This window comes from Parasphingomonas frigoris (assembly GCF_036663815.1).
Taxonomy (GTDB): domain Bacteria; phylum Pseudomonadota; class Alphaproteobacteria; order Sphingomonadales; family Sphingomonadaceae; genus Sphingomonas.
On sequence record NZ_JAXOJQ010000001.1, the window covers coordinates 209,275 to 226,990 of the forward strand.

Annotated in this window: 18 protein-coding genes; 17 read left to right on the top strand and 1 reads right to left on the bottom strand. The window is 64.9% G+C overall.

Annotated elements, in window-relative coordinates:
• Positions 1–23 precede the first annotated feature (23 nt).
• Complete coding sequence (locus tag U1872_RS00925; protein ID WP_332791004.1) at positions 24–674, bottom strand: hypothetical protein; 651 nt, start codon at positions 672–674, stop codon at positions 24–26.
• Positions 675–845: 171 nt separating this feature from the next.
• On the opposite strand from U1872_RS00925, the gene ndhC reads away from it, so the two are divergent.
• The 17 genes from ndhC (at position 846) to U1872_RS01010 (ending at position 17,592) form a co-directional block, all read left to right on the top strand.
• Positions 846–1,220, top strand: coding sequence for an NADH-quinone oxidoreductase subunit A (gene ndhC, locus U1872_RS00930; RefSeq protein ID WP_332791005.1), 375 nt, complete (start codon positions 846–848; stop codon positions 1,218–1,220).
• On the top strand, positions 1,211–1,789 hold the full coding sequence (locus tag U1872_RS00935) for a NuoB/complex I 20 kDa subunit family protein (RefSeq protein WP_332791006.1): 579 nt from the start codon (positions 1,211–1,213) through the stop codon (positions 1,787–1,789). Before ndhC ends, U1872_RS00935 begins: the two co-directional genes overlap by 10 nt.
• Complete coding sequence (locus U1872_RS00940) at positions 1,786–2,610, top strand: NADH-quinone oxidoreductase subunit C (protein ID WP_322162899.1); 825 nt, start codon at positions 1,786–1,788, stop codon at positions 2,608–2,610. Before U1872_RS00935 ends, U1872_RS00940 begins: the two co-directional genes overlap by 4 nt.
• Positions 2,607–3,842, top strand: a complete 1,236-nt coding sequence (locus U1872_RS00945; RefSeq protein ID WP_133189376.1) for an NADH-quinone oxidoreductase subunit D — start codon at positions 2,607–2,609, stop codon at positions 3,840–3,842. The genes U1872_RS00940 and U1872_RS00945 overlap by 4 nt, the downstream gene beginning before the upstream one ends.
• Positions 3,843–3,868: 26 nt before the next feature.
• Entirely contained in the window at positions 3,869–4,174 is a 306-nt protein-coding gene (locus tag U1872_RS00950) for a nuclear transport factor 2 family protein (RefSeq protein WP_332791798.1), read from the top strand.
• The gene (locus U1872_RS00955) at positions 4,174–4,842 is read left to right on the top strand and encodes a complex I 24 kDa subunit family protein (protein ID WP_332791007.1); all 669 of its coding nucleotides are present in this window, start codon (positions 4,174–4,176) and stop codon (positions 4,840–4,842) included. The genes U1872_RS00950 and U1872_RS00955 overlap by 1 nt, the downstream gene beginning before the upstream one ends.
• Positions 4,842–6,146 (top strand): NADH-quinone oxidoreductase subunit NuoF, encoded by a 1,305-nt coding sequence (gene nuoF, locus U1872_RS00960; RefSeq protein WP_140849777.1) that lies wholly within the window; start codon positions 4,842–4,844, stop codon positions 6,144–6,146. Before U1872_RS00955 ends, nuoF begins: the two co-directional genes overlap by 1 nt.
• The gene (nuoG, locus tag U1872_RS00965; RefSeq protein ID WP_332791008.1) at positions 6,146–8,146 is read left to right on the top strand and encodes an NADH-quinone oxidoreductase subunit NuoG; all 2,001 of its coding nucleotides are present in this window, start codon (positions 6,146–6,148) and stop codon (positions 8,144–8,146) included. Before nuoF ends, nuoG begins: the two co-directional genes overlap by 1 nt.
• Complete coding sequence (gene nuoH, locus U1872_RS00970; protein ID WP_332791009.1) at positions 8,143–9,312, top strand: NADH-quinone oxidoreductase subunit NuoH; 1,170 nt, start codon at positions 8,143–8,145, stop codon at positions 9,310–9,312. The genes nuoG and nuoH overlap by 4 nt, the downstream gene beginning before the upstream one ends.
• Positions 9,309–9,794 carry an NADH-quinone oxidoreductase subunit NuoI gene (gene nuoI / locus U1872_RS00975; RefSeq protein WP_133189365.1) on the top strand — a complete coding sequence of 162 codons (486 nt, stop codon included), beginning with the start codon at positions 9,309–9,311 and terminating at the stop codon, positions 9,792–9,794. The genes nuoH and nuoI overlap by 4 nt, the downstream gene beginning before the upstream one ends.
• Positions 9,795–9,827: 33 nt before the next feature.
• Positions 9,828–10,439: an NADH-quinone oxidoreductase subunit J gene (locus tag U1872_RS00980; protein WP_140849773.1), complete on the top strand. Its 612-nt coding sequence runs from the start codon at positions 9,828–9,830 to the stop codon at positions 10,437–10,439.
• The gene (gene nuoK, locus U1872_RS00985; protein ID WP_010187224.1) at positions 10,436–10,741 is read left to right on the top strand and encodes an NADH-quinone oxidoreductase subunit NuoK; all 306 of its coding nucleotides are present in this window, start codon (positions 10,436–10,438) and stop codon (positions 10,739–10,741) included. The genes U1872_RS00980 and nuoK overlap by 4 nt, the downstream gene beginning before the upstream one ends.
• Positions 10,742–10,746: 5 nt before the next feature.
• Positions 10,747–12,900, top strand: coding sequence for an NADH-quinone oxidoreductase subunit L (gene nuoL / locus U1872_RS00990; protein ID WP_332791010.1), 2,154 nt, complete (start codon positions 10,747–10,749; stop codon positions 12,898–12,900).
• A gap of 115 nt (positions 12,901–13,015) precedes the next feature.
• On the top strand, positions 13,016–14,545 hold the full coding sequence (locus U1872_RS00995; protein WP_332791011.1) for an NADH-quinone oxidoreductase subunit M: 1,530 nt from the start codon (positions 13,016–13,018) through the stop codon (positions 14,543–14,545).
• Positions 14,542–15,981, top strand: a complete 1,440-nt coding sequence (nuoN, locus tag U1872_RS01000) for an NADH-quinone oxidoreductase subunit NuoN (RefSeq protein WP_332791012.1) — start codon at positions 14,542–14,544, stop codon at positions 15,979–15,981. Before U1872_RS00995 ends, nuoN begins: the two co-directional genes overlap by 4 nt.
• Before the next feature lie 5 nt (positions 15,982–15,986).
• Positions 15,987–16,778 (top strand): biotin--[acetyl-CoA-carboxylase] ligase, encoded by a 792-nt coding sequence (locus U1872_RS01005; RefSeq protein ID WP_332791013.1) that lies wholly within the window; start codon positions 15,987–15,989, stop codon positions 16,776–16,778.
• Positions 16,779–16,809: 31 nt separating this feature from the next.
• A complete protein-coding gene (locus U1872_RS01010) occupies positions 16,810–17,592 on the top strand; it encodes a type III pantothenate kinase (RefSeq protein ID WP_332791014.1) in 783 nt (260 codons plus the stop codon).
• Positions 17,593–17,716 lie beyond the last annotated feature (124 nt).

A 17,716-nucleotide genomic window follows, 5' to 3' on the forward strand; every position in this document is an offset into this window, starting at 1 on the left:
CTCCTGAAGGGGAGGGGCATAGACTATCGGCTGCCTCGCCCGTCGGTCAGGCCATGCGCGGCGCGGTAGCGGTCGACGGCGATCAGCAGTCCCGCAATCTCGGCCGCAGCGAAGCCTTCGTCCCGCTCCGCCCCGGTCTTCGCCTTGAGGCGATATTTCCACACCGCGACCCGGCCCGGCACATAGCGCGCCGCCAGCGCGCGCAGCAGCGCCTCGTCGACCGGGAAGGCGACGGTTTCGAGAAACGCGCACCCGGCATAGGCTCGGCACGGGCCGCGGTAGCGCCCGATCCGGATGAGCGGCACCGCCACTGGCCCGGCGGGCGTCTCGTAATTCACGATCTCGAACCTCGCGCGGCGCGGCTGGGTGTAGTGCACCATATGATAGACCTGGAAATGGGTGTCGCCGGTCGCCTTGTCGACGAACGCCCGGAAGAAGCCGTCGTCGTTCACCATGCCGAGCAGGCCGTCATGCTGTTGCCAGCCGTGCATCGTGGAAATCGTCGCCATCGTCTCGAGCGCGTCGTCCTTGACCTCGGCGGTGGTAGCGAACTGGTCGGGCGTCATCGCGAAAAGCTGCCGCGCCTGGCGGGGGAGGGGGTCTGCGGGGATCGGCGCGGATGCCGCGACCGACGCCAGAAATGCCAGCCCAAACACGATATGCCGCGCGCGCATTGCCATTCCCCCGCTGTTCGTCCCCGCTAAGAGTTTGAAGCATAGGGGTTACAGGTCAAGCGCCGCGCATCGCCGGGCTTGTTGCGATTCATTCTCACGCCTCAAAGCCTTGCCCGCCTCGGGGCATCGTCCTAAAGCCCCGGGCATCCGTTCGCACATGCGAGAAGCACCTTGGTCGACCTGTCGCAATATCTCCCGATTCTGCTGTTCCTGGGCGTAGCCCTGGTGCTGTCGAGCGCCTTCGTGTTCCTGCCGATCCTGGCTGCACGCTTCACCGGGGCGCACAAGCCCACGGCCGAGAAGCTCAGCGAATATGAGTGCGGTTTCCCCGCATTCGAGGATCCGCGCAGCCAGTTCGACGTGCGCTTCTACCTCGTCGCCATCCTGTTCATCATCTTCGATCTGGAAGCGGCGTTTCTCTATCCCTGGGCCGTATCGGTCTTCAAACTCGGCTGGGTCGCCTGGGGCTCGATGATGCTGTTCATCGTCGAACTCGCGCTCGGCCTCGTCTATGCATGGAAGAAGGGAGCGCTCGAATGGGAGTAGCACCAAGCCTGCCCGGTCACTCGGGCCCCGTCGAACTGTTGCGTGATGCCGGGCCGAACCCGATCGTGCAGCCCGATCACGCGTTCTTCAACGATCTCAACGGCGAGCTCGGCGACAAGGGTTTCCTCGTCACCTCGACCGAGGACCTGTTCCACTGGGCGCGCACCGGCTCGCTGTGGTGGATGACCTTTGGTCTGGCGTGCTGCGCGGTCGAGATGATCCACGTCAACATGCCGCGCTACGATCTCGAGCGCTTCGGCGCCGCGCCGCGCGCGTCGCCGCGCCAGTCGGACGTGATGATCGTCGCGGGCACGCTGTGCAACAAGATGGCCCCGGCGCTGCGCAAGGTCTACGACCAGATGTCGGAGCCGAAATACGTCATCTCGATGGGCTCGTGCGCCAATGGCGGCGGCTATTATCACTATAGCTACAGCGTCGTGCGGGGTTGCGACCGGATCGTTCCGGTCGATATCTACGTGCCGGGCTGCCCGCCGACCGCCGAAGCTTTGCTCTACGGCATCATGCAGCTCCAGCGGAAGATCCGCCGCGTCGGGACGATTGAACGGTGAGGGCGCCTGCACCTGCCTATGTCGCCAATGACGGCGTGATCGACGCGGCTTCGGCCGCGCTCGGTGGCCGTCTGCTGCACTCGCTCGACGCCGTCGGCGAAGTCGCGCTGCACGTCGATCGCGCCTCGCTGGTCGAGACGATGGTCGCGCTGCGCGATACGCCCGGCCTCGAATATCAGCAGCTGATGGAGATCGCTGGCGTCGACTATCCCGATCGCGGGGTCGACCGCTTCGAAGTCGTCTATTGCCTGCTCTCGCTGACGCGCAACCATCGCATCCGCGTGCATGTGCAGACCGATGACGAGAAGCCGGTACCGTCGGTTACGGGCATCTGGCCGGTCGCGGGTTGGCTCGAGCGCGAAGTGTACGACATGTATGGCGTGCTCTTCTCGGGCAATGCCGATCTGCGGCGCATCCTGACCGATTACGGCTTCCGCGGTCATCCACAGCGCAAGGACTTCCCGCTGAGCGGCTATGTCGAGCTGCGCTATTCGGAAGAAGCCAAGCGCGTCGTGTACGAGCCCGTCCAGCTCGCGCAGGATTTCCGCACGTTTGACTTCATGAGCCCATGGGAAGGTGCCGAATACGTCCTCCCGGGCGACGAGAAGGCAAAGCTGCCCGAAGAGAAGGGTGCTCCGACGCCACTCAAGGCCGACGAGATCGTCAAGGCCGACGCCAACGTGTCGGCAAAGGCCGCGCCGAGCGACCCGAAGACGACCGAGAGCACCGCGCAATCGGGCGCCGGCAAGCCCGGTCCGGGTGCCGGCGAGAAGCCCGCCGATCCCGACGTCGTTCCCTCCCCCAAGGGGCAGAACCAGTGACAGAGTATCTCGACCAGCTCGAAAAGCGTTTCGACGGCGAAGACCCCGAGGTCGGCGACGTCGAGATCCAGAACTACACGATCAACTTCGGTCCGCAGCATCCGGCCGCGCACGGCGTGTTGCGCCTGGTGATGGAGCTCGACGGCGAGATCATCGAGCGGGTCGATCCGCACGTCGGCCTGCTGCACCGCGGCACCGAGAAGCTGATCGAATACAAGACCTACATGCAGGCGCTGCCGTATTTCGACCGGCTCGATTACTGCTCGCCGCTGTGCATGGAGCATAGCTATGTGCTCGCGGTCGAGAAGCTGCTCGATCTCGAAGTGCCGCTGCGCGCGCAGTACCTCCGCGTGCTGTTCGCCGAGCTGACGCGCATCTCGAACCACATGCTCAACCTCGGGTCGCACGTCATGGACGTTGGCGCGATGACGCCGAACCTGTGGCTGTTCGAGATCCGCGAAGATTGCATGAACTTCTTCGAGCGCGTCTCGGGCGCACGCATGCACAGCGCCTATTTCCGTCCGGGCGGCGTCCATCAGGATGCGCCGCTCAAGCTGCTGACCGACATCGCCGACTGGCTCGACACGCGCCTGCCGCGGCTGTTCGAAGACGCGATTTCGCTCGTCGCCGACAACCGCATCTTCAAGCAGCGCAACGTCGACATCGCCACGGTCAGCCGCGACGATGCGATCAAGTGGGGCTTCTCGGGCCCGATGATCCGCGGCTCGGGTATCGCCTGGGATCTGCGCAAGTCGCAGCCCTACGATGTGTACGACCGGATGGACTTCGACGTGCCGGTCGGCACGCGCGGCGATTGCTATGACCGGTTCATGGTGCGCGTCGAGGAAGTCCGCCAGTCGGCGCGGATCATGAAGCAGTGCCTCAACGAGATGCCCGAAGGGCCGATCGCGTCGCTCGACCGCAAGGTCGTGCCGCCCAAGCGCGCCGAGATGAAGCGCTCGATGGAAGCGCTGATCCACCACTTCAAGCTCTACACCGAGGGCTTCCACGTGCCGGCCGGCGACGTCTATGTCGCGACCGAAAGCCCCAAGGGCGAGTTCGGCGTGTATCTCGTCGCCGACGGCACCAACAAGCCGTACCGCTGCAAGATCCGCCCGACGGCCTTCTCGCACCTGCAGGCGATGGACTTCATGTCGAAGGGCCACATGCTTGCGGACACCACCGCGATCCTGGGGGCGATGGATATCGTGTTCGGCGAGTGCGACCGGTGACCGGCAAGCTCGAGACCGCGCATCGCATGATCGCGCTGTACAATGCGCAGGATGCCGACGGCTATGTCGAGCTGATGACCGACGCCGCGTGCGAGGCGACCTATCGCGGCGCCGTCGTCCGCGAAGGGCGTGAAGGCGTGCGTTCGGGGCTCAAGGCGATGTTCGCGCAGTTCCCGCACAACCATGCCGGGATCCTGTCGTCCTACGTGCTCGGCGACACCGTCGTCCTGCACGAGAATGTTTCGCGCGCACCCGGCGGCGAAGCGTTCGAAGTCATGTCCATCTATTCGTTCGTCGGCGACAAAGTCGACCGCGTGGAGTTCATCCGCTAATGGCCGAAGCGCCCAAAATTCCTGACGAGGCCGAGACCCGCGCGCGCTGGGGCGCGTTCGCCTGGACCGAAGAGAATCAGAAGAAAGCGAACGAGATCCTCGGCCGCTATCCCAAGGGTCGCGAGCAATCGGCGTCGCTGCCGCTGCTCGATCTCGCGCAGCGCCAGGTCGGCGCCGAGACGCAGACGCAAGGGTGGCTGCCGGTTCCGGTGATCGAGTTCGTCGCGCGCCAGATCGGCGTGCCGTACATGCGCGTCTATGAAGTCGTCAGCTTCTACACGATGTTCAACATGGCGCCGGTCGGCCGCTATCACGTCCAGGTTTGCGGCACGACGCCGTGCCTGCTCGGCGGCAGCGACGACGTGCTGTCGGCATGCAAGAACAAGGGTCTGATCAAGGGCCGCACGACGCCCGACGGCATGTTCACGCTGACCGAGGTCGAGTGCCTGGGGGCGTGCGCCAACGCTCCGATGGTCCAGATCAACGACGATAATTTCGAAGACCTCGATTACGACAAGACCACCGCGATCCTCGAGGCGCTCGCCACGGGCGGGACGGTGACGCCTGGCTCGCAGACCGGGCGTCGCGACAGCTGCGCCGCGGGTGGCCCGACCAACCTCGTCGCGATGGTCGACGAGAATCACGATTATCGCGGGGAGTGGGGCTGATGCTCGCCGATAAGGATCGCATTTTCACCAACGTCTACGGCTTCCAGCCGTGGAACCTCGACGCCGCGATCAAGCGCGGTGACTGGGACGACACCAAGGGCCTGATGGCGCGCGGTCAGGATGCGCTGATCGATGCGGTCAAGGCGTCGGGCCTGCGCGGTCGTGGCGGCGCTGGCTTCCCGACCGGCACCAAATGGTCGTTCATGCCCAAGGAGCCGAAGGCGGATCGCCCGAACTTCCTGGTGATCAACGCCGACGAGTCCGAGCCGGGTTCGTGCAAGGATCGCGAGATCATCCGGCATGATCCGCACAAGCTGATCGAGGGCGCGCTGATCGCGGGTTTCGCGATGCGCGCGCGCGCGGCGTACATCTACATTCGCGGCGAATATATCCGCGAGGCCGAAGTGCTCTTCGCGGCGATCGCCGAGGCGTATGACAAGGGTCTGATCGGCAAGAACGCTTGCGGGTCGGGCTATGATTTCGACGTGTTCTGCCATCGCGGCGCTGGCGCCTATATCTGCGGCGAAGAGACCGCGATGCTCGAGAGCCTCGAGGGCAAGAAGGGCCAGCCGCGCCTGAAGCCGCCGTTCCCGGCAGGGGCGGGGCTCTATGGCTGCCCGACGACGGTCAACAACGTCGAGTCGATCGCGGTCGTCCCGACGATCCTGCGCCGTAGCCCCGAGTGGTTCGCCAGCTTCGGCGCCGAGAACAACCGCGGCACCAAGCTGTTCCAGATCAGCGGCCATGTGAACAAGCCGTGCGTGGTCGAAGAGGCGATGTCGATCACCTTCCGCGAACTGATCGAGACGCATTGCGGCGGCATTCGCGGCGGGTGGGACAACCTCCTCGCGGTCATCCCCGGCGGCTCCTCGGTGCCGCTCGTTCCGGCGGCCGAGATCATGGACTGCCCGATGGACTTCGACGGCCTCAAGAAGGTCGGCTCGGGGCTCGGCACCGCGGCGATCATCGTGATGGACAAGTCGACCGACATCGTCCGCGCAATCTCGCGGCTGTCCTATTTCTACAAGCATGAGAGCTGCGGCCAGTGCACGCCGTGCCGCGAGGGCACCGGCTGGATGTGGCGCGTGATGGAGCGGATGCGCACCGGCGACGCCGACATCTCCGAGATCGACACGCTGTACCAGGTGACCAAGCAGGTCGAAGGCCACACGATCTGCGCGCTCGGCGATGCCGCGGCCTGGCCGATCCAGGGCCTGATCAAGCACTTCCGCCCAGAAATGGAGCGGCGGATTACGGAAAAGCGCGGTGGTGGTCTCTCGCCGATGATGGAAGCGGCTGAATAATGCCTATTGTCAAAGTCGATGGCGTCGAAGTCGAAGTGCCCGCTGGTGCCACCGTGCTCCAGGCGTGCGAGATCGCCGGCAAGGAAATTCCGCGCTTCTGTTATCACGAGCGCCTGAGCATCGCCGGCAATTGCCGGATGTGCCTGGTCGAGGTGAAGCCTGGCCCTCCCAAGCCGCAGGCGTCGTGCGCGCTGCCGGCGGCGGACAAGCAGGAGATCTTCACCAACTCGCCGATGGTCAAGCAGGCGCGCGAAGGGGTGATGGAGTTCCTCCTCATCAACCACCCGCTCGATTGCCCGATCTGCGATCAGGGTGGCGAATGCGACCTGCAGGACCAGAGCCTCGCTTATGGCCGCGGCCACTCGCGCTATGACGAGAACAAGCGCGCGGTCACCGAGAAATATATGGGCCCGATCGTCAAGACGGTGATGACGCGCTGCATCCAGTGCACGCGCTGCATCCGTTTTGCCGAGGAAGTCGCCGGCGTCGAGGAAATCGGCGCGATCGGTCGCGGCGAGGACATGCAGATCGTGTCGTACCTCGAAGGCGCGGTCACGAGCGAGCTTTCGGGCAACGTCGTCGATCTCTGCCCGGTCGGTGCGCTGACCTCGAAGCCCTACGCTTTCGAGGCGCGTCCGTGGGAATTGAAGAAAACGCTGACGATCGACGTGATGGACGCGGTCGGCACCAACATCCGGCTCGACAGCCGCGGTCGCCAGGTGCTGCGCGCCGTGCCGCGGATCAACGAGGACGTGAACGAGGAGTGGGCGAGCGACAAGACTCGCCACGCCGTCGACGGCCTGGTGCGCAAGCGCCTCGACACGCCGTACATCCGCAAGGACGGGCGCCTGACCAAGGCGACGTGGGACGAAGCGTTCGCTGCCATCGCGGCGGTCGATGCGGGTTCGAGCGTTGCTGCGGTCGCGGGTGACCTGGTCGATGCCGAGACGATGTATGCCGCCAAGGCGCTGCTCGCGAGCATGGGGTCGACCTTGCTCGAAGGCCGCCAGACCGGCATGGATTACGACACGTCGAGCCTCGCCGCGGTTAATTTCAACACGACGATCGCCGGCACCGAAAAGGCCGACGTGATCCTGCTCGTCGGCAGCAACCTGCGCTGGGAAGCGCCGCTGGTGAACACGCGGATCCGCAAGGCGATCAAGAAGGGCGCCAAGGTCTTCGCGATCGGGCCGGAAACCGAGCTGACCTACAAGGTCGAGTGGCTCGGCGCCGATCTGGCGCTGCTCGGCAACCTGCCGGAAGCCGTCACCGAGGCGTTCGCTTCGGCCGAGCGTCCGATGGTGATCGTCGGCGGGGCAGGGCTCAAGGCGCTCGGCGCAGCACTCGCGCTGGTTTCGCCGCTTGGCCTCCTCAAGGATGCGTGGAACGGCTTCAACGTCGTCCATATGGCGGCGAGCCGGATGGGCGGATTGATGCTCGGATTCGCGCAGAAGGGCGGCATCGCCGATCTCGTCGCGGCCGCGCCTAAGCTCGCTTTCTTCCTCGGCGCCGACGAAGTCGATTTCAGCAAGTTCGCTGGCAGCTTCAAGGTCTATGTCGGCCATCATGGCGACAAGGGTGCGGCGGCTGCCGACGTGATCCTGCCGGGCGCGAGCTATGCCGAGAAGTCGGGCACCTACGTCAACCTCGAAGGTCGCGTGCAGCGCGGAGAGCGGGCAGTGTTCCCACCGGGCGACGCGCGTGACGACTGGACGATCCTGCGGGCGCTCTCGGCGGTGCTCGGCAAGACGCTGCCGTTCGACACGATCGAGGAACTGCGCGCGAACATGGCGAGCGATACGCCTGCTTTGGCGACGCTCGGCCTCGCCAGCTTCGACTGGGCACCGCCCGCGCTCGACGCGAGCGTGACCGGCGAGATCACCGGCTATCCGATCCAGGACTTCTACTTGACCAACGCCATCTGCCGCGCGAGCCCGACGATGCAGCGCTGCTCGTCCGAACTCGTCCACGGTGTCGACTTTGCGGAGGCGGCGGAATGACCTCCTTCTTCACCTATCGCTTCGGCTGGGACTATGGCTGGGCGTGGTTCGCCGCCACGCTGATGGACATCCTGCTCGTCGCGCTGCCGCTGATGCTGTCGGTCGCGATGATCATCTATGCCGATCGCAAGATCTGGGCGTCGATGGCGCTGCGCCGCGGCCCCAACGTCGTCGGGCCGTTCGGCCTGCTCCAGTCGTTCGCCGACGGTCTGAAGGTGTTCCTGCAGGAAACCATCATCCCGTCCGCGTCGAACAAGGTGCTTTTCCTGCTCGCGCCGATCATCACCTTCACGGTGGCGTTGATCGTTTGGGCGGTGGTGCCGTTCGATGCGCGCGCCGCGATCGCCGACATCAACGTCGGTCTGCTCTACGTGCTCGCGGCGTCGTCGCTCGGCGTGTACGGCATCATCCTCGCCGGCTGGTCGTCCAACTCGAAATATCCGTTCTACTCGGCGATCCGCGCCGCAGCGCAGATGGTGTCGTATGAAGTCGCGATCGGCTTCGTGCTGATCTCGATCGTGCTGTGGACCGGCAGCTTCAACCTGACGAACATCGTCCAGGCGCAGAAGGGCATGGGCTTCGGCCTGATCAACGGCTTCTTCATCAACCCGTTGCTGTTCCCGATGGCGGTGGTGTTCTTCATCTCGTCGCTCGCCGAGACGCAGCGCGCACCGTTCGATCTGACCGAGGCGGAGAGCGAGCTCGTTGCCGGCTATCAGACCGAATATTCGTCGATGTCGTTCGCGCTCTACTGGCTCGGCGAATATGCCAACGTCATCCTGATGTGCACGCTCAACGCGACGCTGTTCTGGGGTGGCTACCTGCCGCCGCTCGACATCCCGATCCTGTACATGGTGCCGGGGATCATCTGGCTCTTCATCAAGATGCTGGTGTTCTTCTTCCTGTTCAGCTGGGTGAAGGCGACCGTGCCGCGCTATCGCTACGACCAGCTGATGCGGCTGGGCTGGAAGATCTTCCTGCCTTTGTCGCTGTTCTGGGTGTTCCTCGTCTCGGGTGTGCTGATGCTCACCCGCGTCGGCACCGAGTGCGCGCCGCAGGACCGGGTCTATTCCAAGCAATATCTCTATGACGACGGTCGTCAGCGCTATCCCACCGATGGCGTGTGCCAGGCCGCGTCCGCGAACCAGACGGAGAAGCGCTCGTGAACATCGGGCAGATCATCAAGTCGTACACGCTCTGGGAATTTCTCAAGGCGCACACGCTGACCTTGAAATATTTCTTCAAGGCCAAGGCGACGATCAACTATCCGTTCGAGAAGAACCCGATCTCGCCGCGCTTCCGCGGTGAGCATGTGCTGCGGCGCTATCCGAACGGCGAGGAACGCTGCATCGCGTGCAAGCTGTGCGAGGCCGTATGCCCGGCGCAGGCGATCACGATCGAGGCCGAACCGCGCGACGACGGCAGCCGCCGCACGACGCGCTACGACATCGACATGACCAAGTGCATCTTCTGCGGCCTGTGCCAGGAAGCCTGCCCGGTCGACGCCGTCGTCGAAGGCCCGAACTTCGAATATGCGACCGAAACGCGCGAAGAGCTGATCTATGACAAGGCGAAACTGCTCGCGAACGGCGACCGCTGGGAAAGCGCCATCGCGGCGAACCTTGCCGCCGATGCACCGTACCGTTAAGCGCCACGCGACTTAGAGGGGCCCACTGATTCCGTGATCCAAGCAATCGCCTTTTACCTGTTCGCGTTCATGGTCATCGCGTCCGCCGCGCTGACCATCACCGCGCGCAATCCGGTGCACGCCGTGCTGTGGCTGATCCTGGCCTTCTTCAACGCCGCAGGGCTGATGGTGCTGGTCGGCGCCGAGTTCATCGCGATGCTGCTCGTCATCGTGTATGTCGGCGCGGTCGCGGTGCTGTTCCTGTTCGTCGTGATGATGCTCAACATCGACTTTGCCGAGCTGCGCGCTGGTTTTGCCAAATATGCGGCGATCGGCGCGGTGTTCGCGGTCGGCCTCGCGGCCGAGATCATGGTTGCGTTCGGCGCTTGGAGCGCCGGCAAGATCGAGCTCGCGCGCCGTGCCGCGCCGACGCCCGACACTGTGCCCAACATCGAGGCGCTCGGGATGCTGCTCTACACGCGCTACCTGTTCGTGTTCGAAGGCGCGGGGCTCGTGCTGCTCGTCGCGATGATCGGCGCGATCGTGCTGACGCACCGCGAGCGCAAGGGTGCGCGCGCGCAGAATGTCAGCCGCCAGAACGCACGGCGTCCGCAGGATGCCACGCGCAACACCCAACCTACCGTCGGCAAGGGAATTGAGCTGTGATTGGTCTCGGCCATTATCTCGTGGTCGGCGCGATCCTGTTCGCGCTCGGCGTGCTCGGCATCATCGCCAACCGCAAGAACCTCATCGTCATGCTGATGGCGGTCGAGTTGATCCTGCTCGCGGTGAACCTCAACTTCGTCGCCTTCTCGGGGTATCTCCACGATCTCGTCGGCCAGGTGTTCGCGATGTTCGTGCTGACCGTCGCGGCGGGTGAGGCCGCGATCGGGCTCGCCATTCTCGTCATCTATTTCCGTAGCCGCGGGACGATCTCGGTCGACGACGCCAACCGGATGCAGGGGTAAATTTCGTGATCCTCTTCATCGTCTTCCTGCCGCTGCTCGCGGCGATCGTCGCGGGCTTCGCGAACAAGAGCTTCGGCGCGATCTTGCCGAAGGTCGTGACGACCGGTGCGCTGTTCGCGTCGTGCGCTTTGAGCTGGCCGATCTTCATCCATTACCTCGGTGGTGGCGAAGCGACGGTCACGCCGGTGCTCGACTGGATCCATTCGGGCGATATGCGGATCGACTGGTCGCTGCGCGTCGACGCGCTGACCGCGGTGATGCTCGTCGTCATCACGTCGGTGTCGGCGCTCGTCCATCTGTATAGCTGGGGCTATATGGAGGAAGATCCCGACCAGCCGCGCTTCTTCGCCTATCTGTCGCTGTTCACCTTCGCGATGCTGATGCTCGTGACCGCCGACAACCTCGTCCAGATGTTCTTTGGCTGGGAAGGCGTGGGTCTCGCATCCTACCTCCTGATTGGTTTCTGGTTCCGCAAGCCCAGCGCCAACGCTGCCGCGATCAAGGCGTTCGTCGTCAACCGCGTCGGCGATCTCGGCTTCATGCTCGGCATCTTCGGCACCTATCTGGTGTTCAACACCGTCTCGATCCCCGAGATCCTGCGGCTCGCGCCGGGGATGGCCGGATCGACGATCGGCTTCTTCGGTGGCCGCTTCGATACGATGACGGTGCTGTGCCTGCTGCTGTTCGTCGGCGCGATGGGCAAGTCGGCGCAGCTCGGGCTCCACACCTGGTTGCCCGACGCGATGGAAGGCCCGACCCCTGTGTCGGCGCTGATCCACGCGGCGACGATGGTCACCGCTGGCGTGTTCATGGTGTGCCGCCTGTCGCCGATGTTCGAGACCTCGCCTTTCGCGCTGACCGTGGTGATGACGGTGGGTGCCGCGACCTGCCTGTTCGCGGCGACCGTCGGGCTGGTGCAGACCGACATCAAGCGCGTGATCGCCTATTCGACCTGCTCGCAGCTCGGCTACATGTTCTTCGCCGCTGGCTGTGGTGCGTATGGCGCCGCGATGTTCCACCTCTTCACGCACGCTTTCTTCAAGGCCTTGCTGTTCCTCGGCGCCGGTTCGGTGATCCACTCGATGCATCACGAGCAGGACATGCGCTATTATGGCGGCCTGCGGAAATCGATCCCGATCACCTTCTGGGGCATGATGATGGGGACGCTGGCGATCACCGGCGTCGGCATCCCCGCCGTGTTCGGCAACCCGCTCGCGATCGGTTTCGCCGGCTTCCATTCGAAGGATGCGATCATCGAGGCGGCGTGGGCTTCGGGCCAGCATGGCGCATCGATCGTCGGGATCATCGTCGCGCTGCTGACGAGCTTCTACTCGTGGCGCCTGATGTTCCTGACCTTCTGGGGCAAGCCGCGCTGGGAGCAGTCCGAGCATATCCAGCACGCGATCCACGACGCGCATGGCCACGGCCATGACGCCGTGCATGCTGGCCATGACGATCATGGCACGACGGCAGCGCATGCCCACCACGGCGAAGCCGCCGAGGAAGGGCAGGGCAGCGAGCCGCATGATCACGGCCACGACCATGGGCATGTCGTCCAGGCGCATCCGGTGTTCACGACGCATGGCGACGGCACGGGCGGCTATCATCCGCACGAGAGCCCGTTCCCGATCCTGCTGCCGCTGATCATCCTGTCGATCGGTGCGATTGCGGCGGGCTTCGTGTTCCACGGCTATTTCATCGAGCCGACCGCGGGCGAGGAATATTGGCACGGCGCGATCGCGTTCCGCGAGCATCTGATGCACGCGATGCACGAGGTGCCGCTGGGTGTGAAACTGTCGGCGTCGATCGCGATGCTGACCGGGTTGCTCGGTGCCTACATCTTCTACATCCGCTCGCCGCACGCGCCGCGGAAGCTCGCCGAGACCTATGCTCCGGTCTACGACTTCCTGCTCAACAAATGGTATTTCGACGAGCTGTACAATCTGCTGTTCGTCAAACCCGCTTTCGCCATCGGCCGCTTCTTCTGGCACCGGGGTGACGAGAAGACGATCGACCGGCTCGGCCCCAACGGCTCGGCCTGGGTCGTGTCGCAAGGCTCGCGCGTCGCCGGAAAGCTGCAAACTGGATATGTCTACACTTATGCCTTTGTCATGCTGCTCGGTCTGACCGGCGCCGTCACCTGGGCGATCACGCGATGAGCGCGCGCCTCTTTTTCGTCGCCCCGGCGCAGGCCGGGGCCGGCCAGCCGAATGGGGCTGACGCCGGACACACCAACGTAGCGACCCCGGCCTTCGCCGGGGTGACGGGGATACAATGACCGGCTTCCCCATCCTCTCCGTGATGCTCGCCATCCCCGCGCTTGCGGCGGTCGCGTGCCTCTTCGTCAGTGCACAGGGCGCACGCTGGATCGCGCTGATCGCGACGCTGATCGATTTCGTGCTCGGGATCGTGCTGTGGTCGACCTTCGACATCGGCGGGGCGCAGTGGCAGTTCGTCGAGAATGCCGTCAGCCTCGGCGTGTTCAGCTGGAAGCTCGGCCTCGACGGCTTCGCGCTGCTGCTGGTCATGCTCAGCGTCTTCCTGATGCCGATCTGCATCGGCGCGAGCTGGGTCGCGATCGAGAAGCGCGTCCAGGAATATATGGCGGCGTTCCTGATCACCGAAGTGCTGATGATCGGCACCTTCGCGGCGCAGGACCTGTTCCTGTTCTACATCTTCTTCGAAGCCGGCCTGATCCCGATGTACCTGATCATCGGCATCTGGGGCGGTGCGAACCGGATCTACGCGTCGTACAAATTCTTCCTCTACACGCTGCTCGGCTCGCTGCTGATGCTCGTGGCGATGCTGTGGATGGTGAATTTCGCCGGCACCTCGGACATCCCGACGCTGCTCAACACCGATTTCCCGGTGCAGGTGCAGACCTGGTTGTGGCTCGCCTTCTTCGCCTCGTTCGCGGTGAAGATGCCGATGTGGCCGTTCCACACATGGCTTCCCGACGCGCACGTGCAGGCGCCGACCGCAGGGTCGGTGATCCTGGCGGGCGTGCTGCTGAAGCTCGGCGGATACGGCTTCCTGCGCTTCTCGTTGCCGATGTTCCCCGAGGCCTCGGCACAGCTGACCTGGCTGATCCTAGCGCTGTCGGCGGTGGCGGTGATCTACACCTCGCTCGTCGCGTTGGTGCAGTCCGACATGAAGAAGCTGATCGCTTATTCGTCGGTCGCGCATATGGCGATCGTGACGATCGGCCTGTTCGCCTTCAATCGGCAGGGCATCGAGGGCGCGATGATCGTCATGCTGTCGCATGGCCTCGTCTCGGCGGCTTTGTTCCTGTGCGTCGGCGTGATCTACGACCGGCTCCATACCCGCGAGATCTCGCGCTATGGCGGTCTGGCGATCAACATGCCGCGTTATGCGCTGCTGTTCCTGTTCTTCACGATGGCCTCGATCGGCCTGCCGGGGACCAGCGGCTTCGTCGGCGAGTTCCTCTCGCTCGCCGGGACCTATCGCGTCTCCACCACTGCAACCTTGCTCTGCACGACGGGCATCATCCTGGGTGCCGCTTACATGCTCTACCTCTACCGCCGTGTCGTTTTCGGCGAGATCGTTCATGACGACGTCCGTGCGATGAAGGACATCAGCCTGCGCGAGATGGCATTGCTCGCACCGATCGCTGCGGTCGCTCTGTGGATGGGCGTCTATCCCGAGAGCTTCCTCGCCCCGATGCGCAGCGATGTCGCGACGCTCGAGGCACGGATCGCACGCGCGACGCCCAAGGGTGACTCGCTGCCGACGCCGGGCAAGTCTCCGGCCACGCCCGCGGCCCATGCGGAGGCACGGCCATGAACGCTTCGCTGTTGATGACGCTGCCCGAGCTTGTGCTCGCGGCAGGGGCGATCGCTTTGATGCTGGTGTCCGCCTGGGGCGGGCAGGGCTCGACCCGGCTGGTGTCCTGGGCCTCGGTTGCGGTGCTGATCGGCGCCGGGCTGGCGTTGCTCGGGCCGGCGTCCAAGGGTGGCGCCGCCTTCGAAGGGCTGTACCGCGCCGATGCCTTTGCGGCTTACGCCAAGGTGCTGATCTATGTCGCCTCGGCGGTTGCGATCCTGATCGCGCCGCGCTTCTTCGCGCAGGGTCGCGGTGACGATCTCCGTCCCGAATATCCGGTGCTGATCCTGCTGTCGGCAGCGGGCATGGGCATGATGGTGTCGGCGGGCGATCTGCTGACGCTCTATGTCGGTCTCGAACTGCAGAGCCTTGCGGCGTACGTGCTGGCAAGCTTCATGCGGCGCGATACGCGTTCGGCGGAAGCGGGCCTCAAATATTTCGTGCTCGGCGCACTGGCGAGCGGCATCCTGCTCTACGGTATCAGCCTTGTGTACGGTTTCAGCGGCACGACGCTCTTCTCGTCGATCGCGACGGCCTATGGCGCAGGCCATTCGCTCGGGCTGACCTTCGGCTTGGTGTTCGTGTTCGCAGGCCTCGCCTTCAAGATGAGCGCAGTGCCGTTCCACATGTGGACCCCCGACGTGTATGAAGGCGCGCCGACCCCGGTGACGACCTTCTTCGCCTCGGCGCCGAAGGTCGCGGCGGTCGCGCTCGCGGTGCGCGTCGCGATCGAGGCGATGGGTCCGGCGACCGACCAGTGGCGCCAGATCGTGATCTTCGCGTCGCTCGCGTCGATCATCTTCGGGGCGGTCGCGGCGATCGGTCAGACCAACGTCAAGCGGCTGCTGGCTTACTCGTCGATCAACAATGTCGGCTTCCTGCTCGTCGGCCTTGCCGCCGGTACGCAGGAGGGCGTCGCGTCGGTGCTGTTCTACCTCACCGTCTATGTCGTCATGACGCTCGGCAGCTTTGTCGTCGTCCTGCAGATGAAAGATGCCGAGGGCCAGCCGGTCGAGACGCTGGCGAGCCTGGCGGGCCTGTCGCGCTCGCGGCCGGGTCTGGCGCTGGCGATGGCGATCTTCATGTTCTCGCTCGCGGGCATTCCGCCGTTGCTCGGCTTCAACGCCAAGCTGGCGGTGTTCACCGCGGCGGTGAATGCGGGGCTCTATCCGCTCGCTGTGGTCGGCTTCGTCGCCTCGGTGATCGGCGCCTATTACTACCTGCGCGTCATCAAGGTTATGTACTTCGACGATCCGGCCGAGGCCTATTCGGGCCGTGCGACCCCGGTCGAGAGCGCGGTGATCGCGGTGTCGGCGGTGTTCGTGTCGCCGATCGGCTGGCTCCTGCTCGCACCGCTCGGCGTGGCGACGATGTTCGCGGCGAAAGCGCTGTTCTGACGGCGATGATCCGTACCGTCGCCGAGACGGGGTCTACCAACGCCGATATGCTCCTCCTCGCCGCCTCGGGCGCCGAGGAAGGGCTTTGGCTTCGGGCCGAGCGGCAGAGTGGCGGGCGTGGACGGCAGGGGCGGGTGTGGGCCTCGCCGGTCGGGAATTTCTACGGATCGACCGTGGTGCGGGTGCGCGCTGGGGATCCGGCGGCTGCTACGCTGGCTTTGGTTGCTGCAATTGCCTTGGAAGAGGTGGTTCGCGTCTATCTGAAGGAGACCGTCGCCCCGGCGAAGGCTGGGGCCGCTGCCTTGGAACGGGCGCCGGCCGGTGCGCGCGATACTCCAGCGGCCCCGGCCTCCGCCGCGGCGACGATGTGGATCAAGTGGCCCAACGATCTTCTCCTCGGCGGGGCTAAGCTTTCCGGCATCCTGCTCGAACGCGCAGGCGATGCGGTGATCGTCGGGATCGGCGTCAACCTCGCGCATCACCCTGACGACACCGATCGGCTCGCCACCAGCCTCGCCAAACACGGCACGACACCCGACCCAACCGACTTCGCCGAAACGCTCGCCGAAGCGTTCGCCCGCTGGCTCGCCATCTGGCGCGGGCAGGGCCTTGCCCCGATCCGCACACGCTGGCTCGAGCGCTCGCACCCGGTCGGTACCGCGCTCACCGCGCGGCTGCCCGACGGGCAGGCGATCGACGGACTGTTCGGCGGGCTCGACGGCGATGGGGCGCTCATCCTGCGCTTGGCGGACGGCGGCAGCCGTGTCATTCACGCCGGCGACGTGTTTCTGATCTAGCGTCCCATCCGTTCGTATAAGGCCACCCCCCATGCTGCTCGCGATCGATGCCGGCAACACCAACATCGTCTTCGCGCTCGTCGAGGACAAAGCCATCAAGGCGCGCTGGCGCATCGCCACCGACCCGCGCCGGACCGCCGACGAATATGCCGTCTGGCTGCACCAGTTGCTCAACCTCGAAGGCTATGACCGCGCGGCGGTAAACGGCGTGATCATCGCCACTGTCGTCCCGCGCGCGCTCCACAACCTCCAGACGCTCGCGCGGAAATATTTCAACACCGAGCCGCTCGTCGCGGGCGAACCGTCGGTCGAATGGGGCATGGCGCTCGACGTGCTCGAGCCCAAGAGCGTCGGCGCCGATCGCGCGGTGACGATGATCGCGGCGCACGCGCTCCACCCCGGCGACCTGATCGTGATCGACTTCGGCACCGCGACGACGCTCGACGTGGTCGATTACACCGGCGCCTACAAAGGCGGGATCATCGCGCCGGGCATCAACCTGTCGCTCGACGCGCTGGTCACCGCCGCCGCCAAGCTGCCGCGCATCGCGATCGAGGCGCCGGCAACGCCCAGCGTGATCGGCCGGGACACCGTCAGCCAGATGCAGATCGGCATCTTCTGGGGCTATGTCGCGATGATCGAGGGGCTCGTCGCGCGGATGAAGGCCGAGGTCGGGCGCCCGATCAAGGTCGTCGCGACCGGCGGCCTCGCCATCCTGTTCGAACAGCATACCGCGATGTTCGACGTGGTCGAACCCGACCTGACAATTCAGGGGCTGGCGATTCTGTGGGATCGCGCCCATATAGGAGCTTAGAGTCAGCGAGTGTGCGCCGTGTTCCGGAGCCCCGCTTCCCCAAACTCTTACGAAATTCCGCGCTTGACCGCGCAAACCTGAAGGCACGCGCTTGGCGCGGCCGAAATGAAAGTACCGATTCTAC

What these genes read in the sequence shown, in the direction of transcription:
- U1872_RS00950 (WP_332791798.1), top strand. Translation starts at nt 3,869, where the DNA reads ATGATCGCGCTGTACAATGCGCAGGATGCCGACGGCTATGTCGAGCTG.
- nuoG (WP_332791008.1), top strand. Translation starts at nt 6,146, where the DNA reads ATGCCTATTGTCAAAGTCGATGGCGTCGAAGTCGAAGTGCCCGCTGGT.
- U1872_RS00925 (WP_332791004.1), bottom strand. Translation starts at nt 674, where the DNA reads ATGCGCGCGCGGCATATCGTGTTTGGGCTGGCATTTCTGGCGTCGGTC.
- U1872_RS00935 (WP_332791006.1), top strand. Translation starts at nt 1,211, where the DNA reads ATGGGAGTAGCACCAAGCCTGCCCGGTCACTCGGGCCCCGTCGAACTG.
- nuoN (WP_332791012.1), top strand. Translation starts at nt 14,542, where the DNA reads ATGAACGCTTCGCTGTTGATGACGCTGCCCGAGCTTGTGCTCGCGGCA.
- nuoF (WP_140849777.1), top strand. Translation starts at nt 4,842, where the DNA reads ATGCTCGCCGATAAGGATCGCATTTTCACCAACGTCTACGGCTTCCAG.
- U1872_RS00995 (WP_332791011.1), top strand. Translation starts at nt 13,016, where the DNA reads ATGACCGGCTTCCCCATCCTCTCCGTGATGCTCGCCATCCCCGCGCTT.
- U1872_RS01005 (WP_332791013.1), top strand. Translation starts at nt 15,987, where the DNA reads ATGATCCGTACCGTCGCCGAGACGGGGTCTACCAACGCCGATATGCTC.
- U1872_RS00955 (WP_332791007.1), top strand. Translation starts at nt 4,174, where the DNA reads ATGGCCGAAGCGCCCAAAATTCCTGACGAGGCCGAGACCCGCGCGCGC.
- nuoH (WP_332791009.1), top strand. Translation starts at nt 8,143, where the DNA reads ATGACCTCCTTCTTCACCTATCGCTTCGGCTGGGACTATGGCTGGGCG.
- U1872_RS01010 (WP_332791014.1), top strand. Translation starts at nt 16,810, where the DNA reads ATGCTGCTCGCGATCGATGCCGGCAACACCAACATCGTCTTCGCGCTC.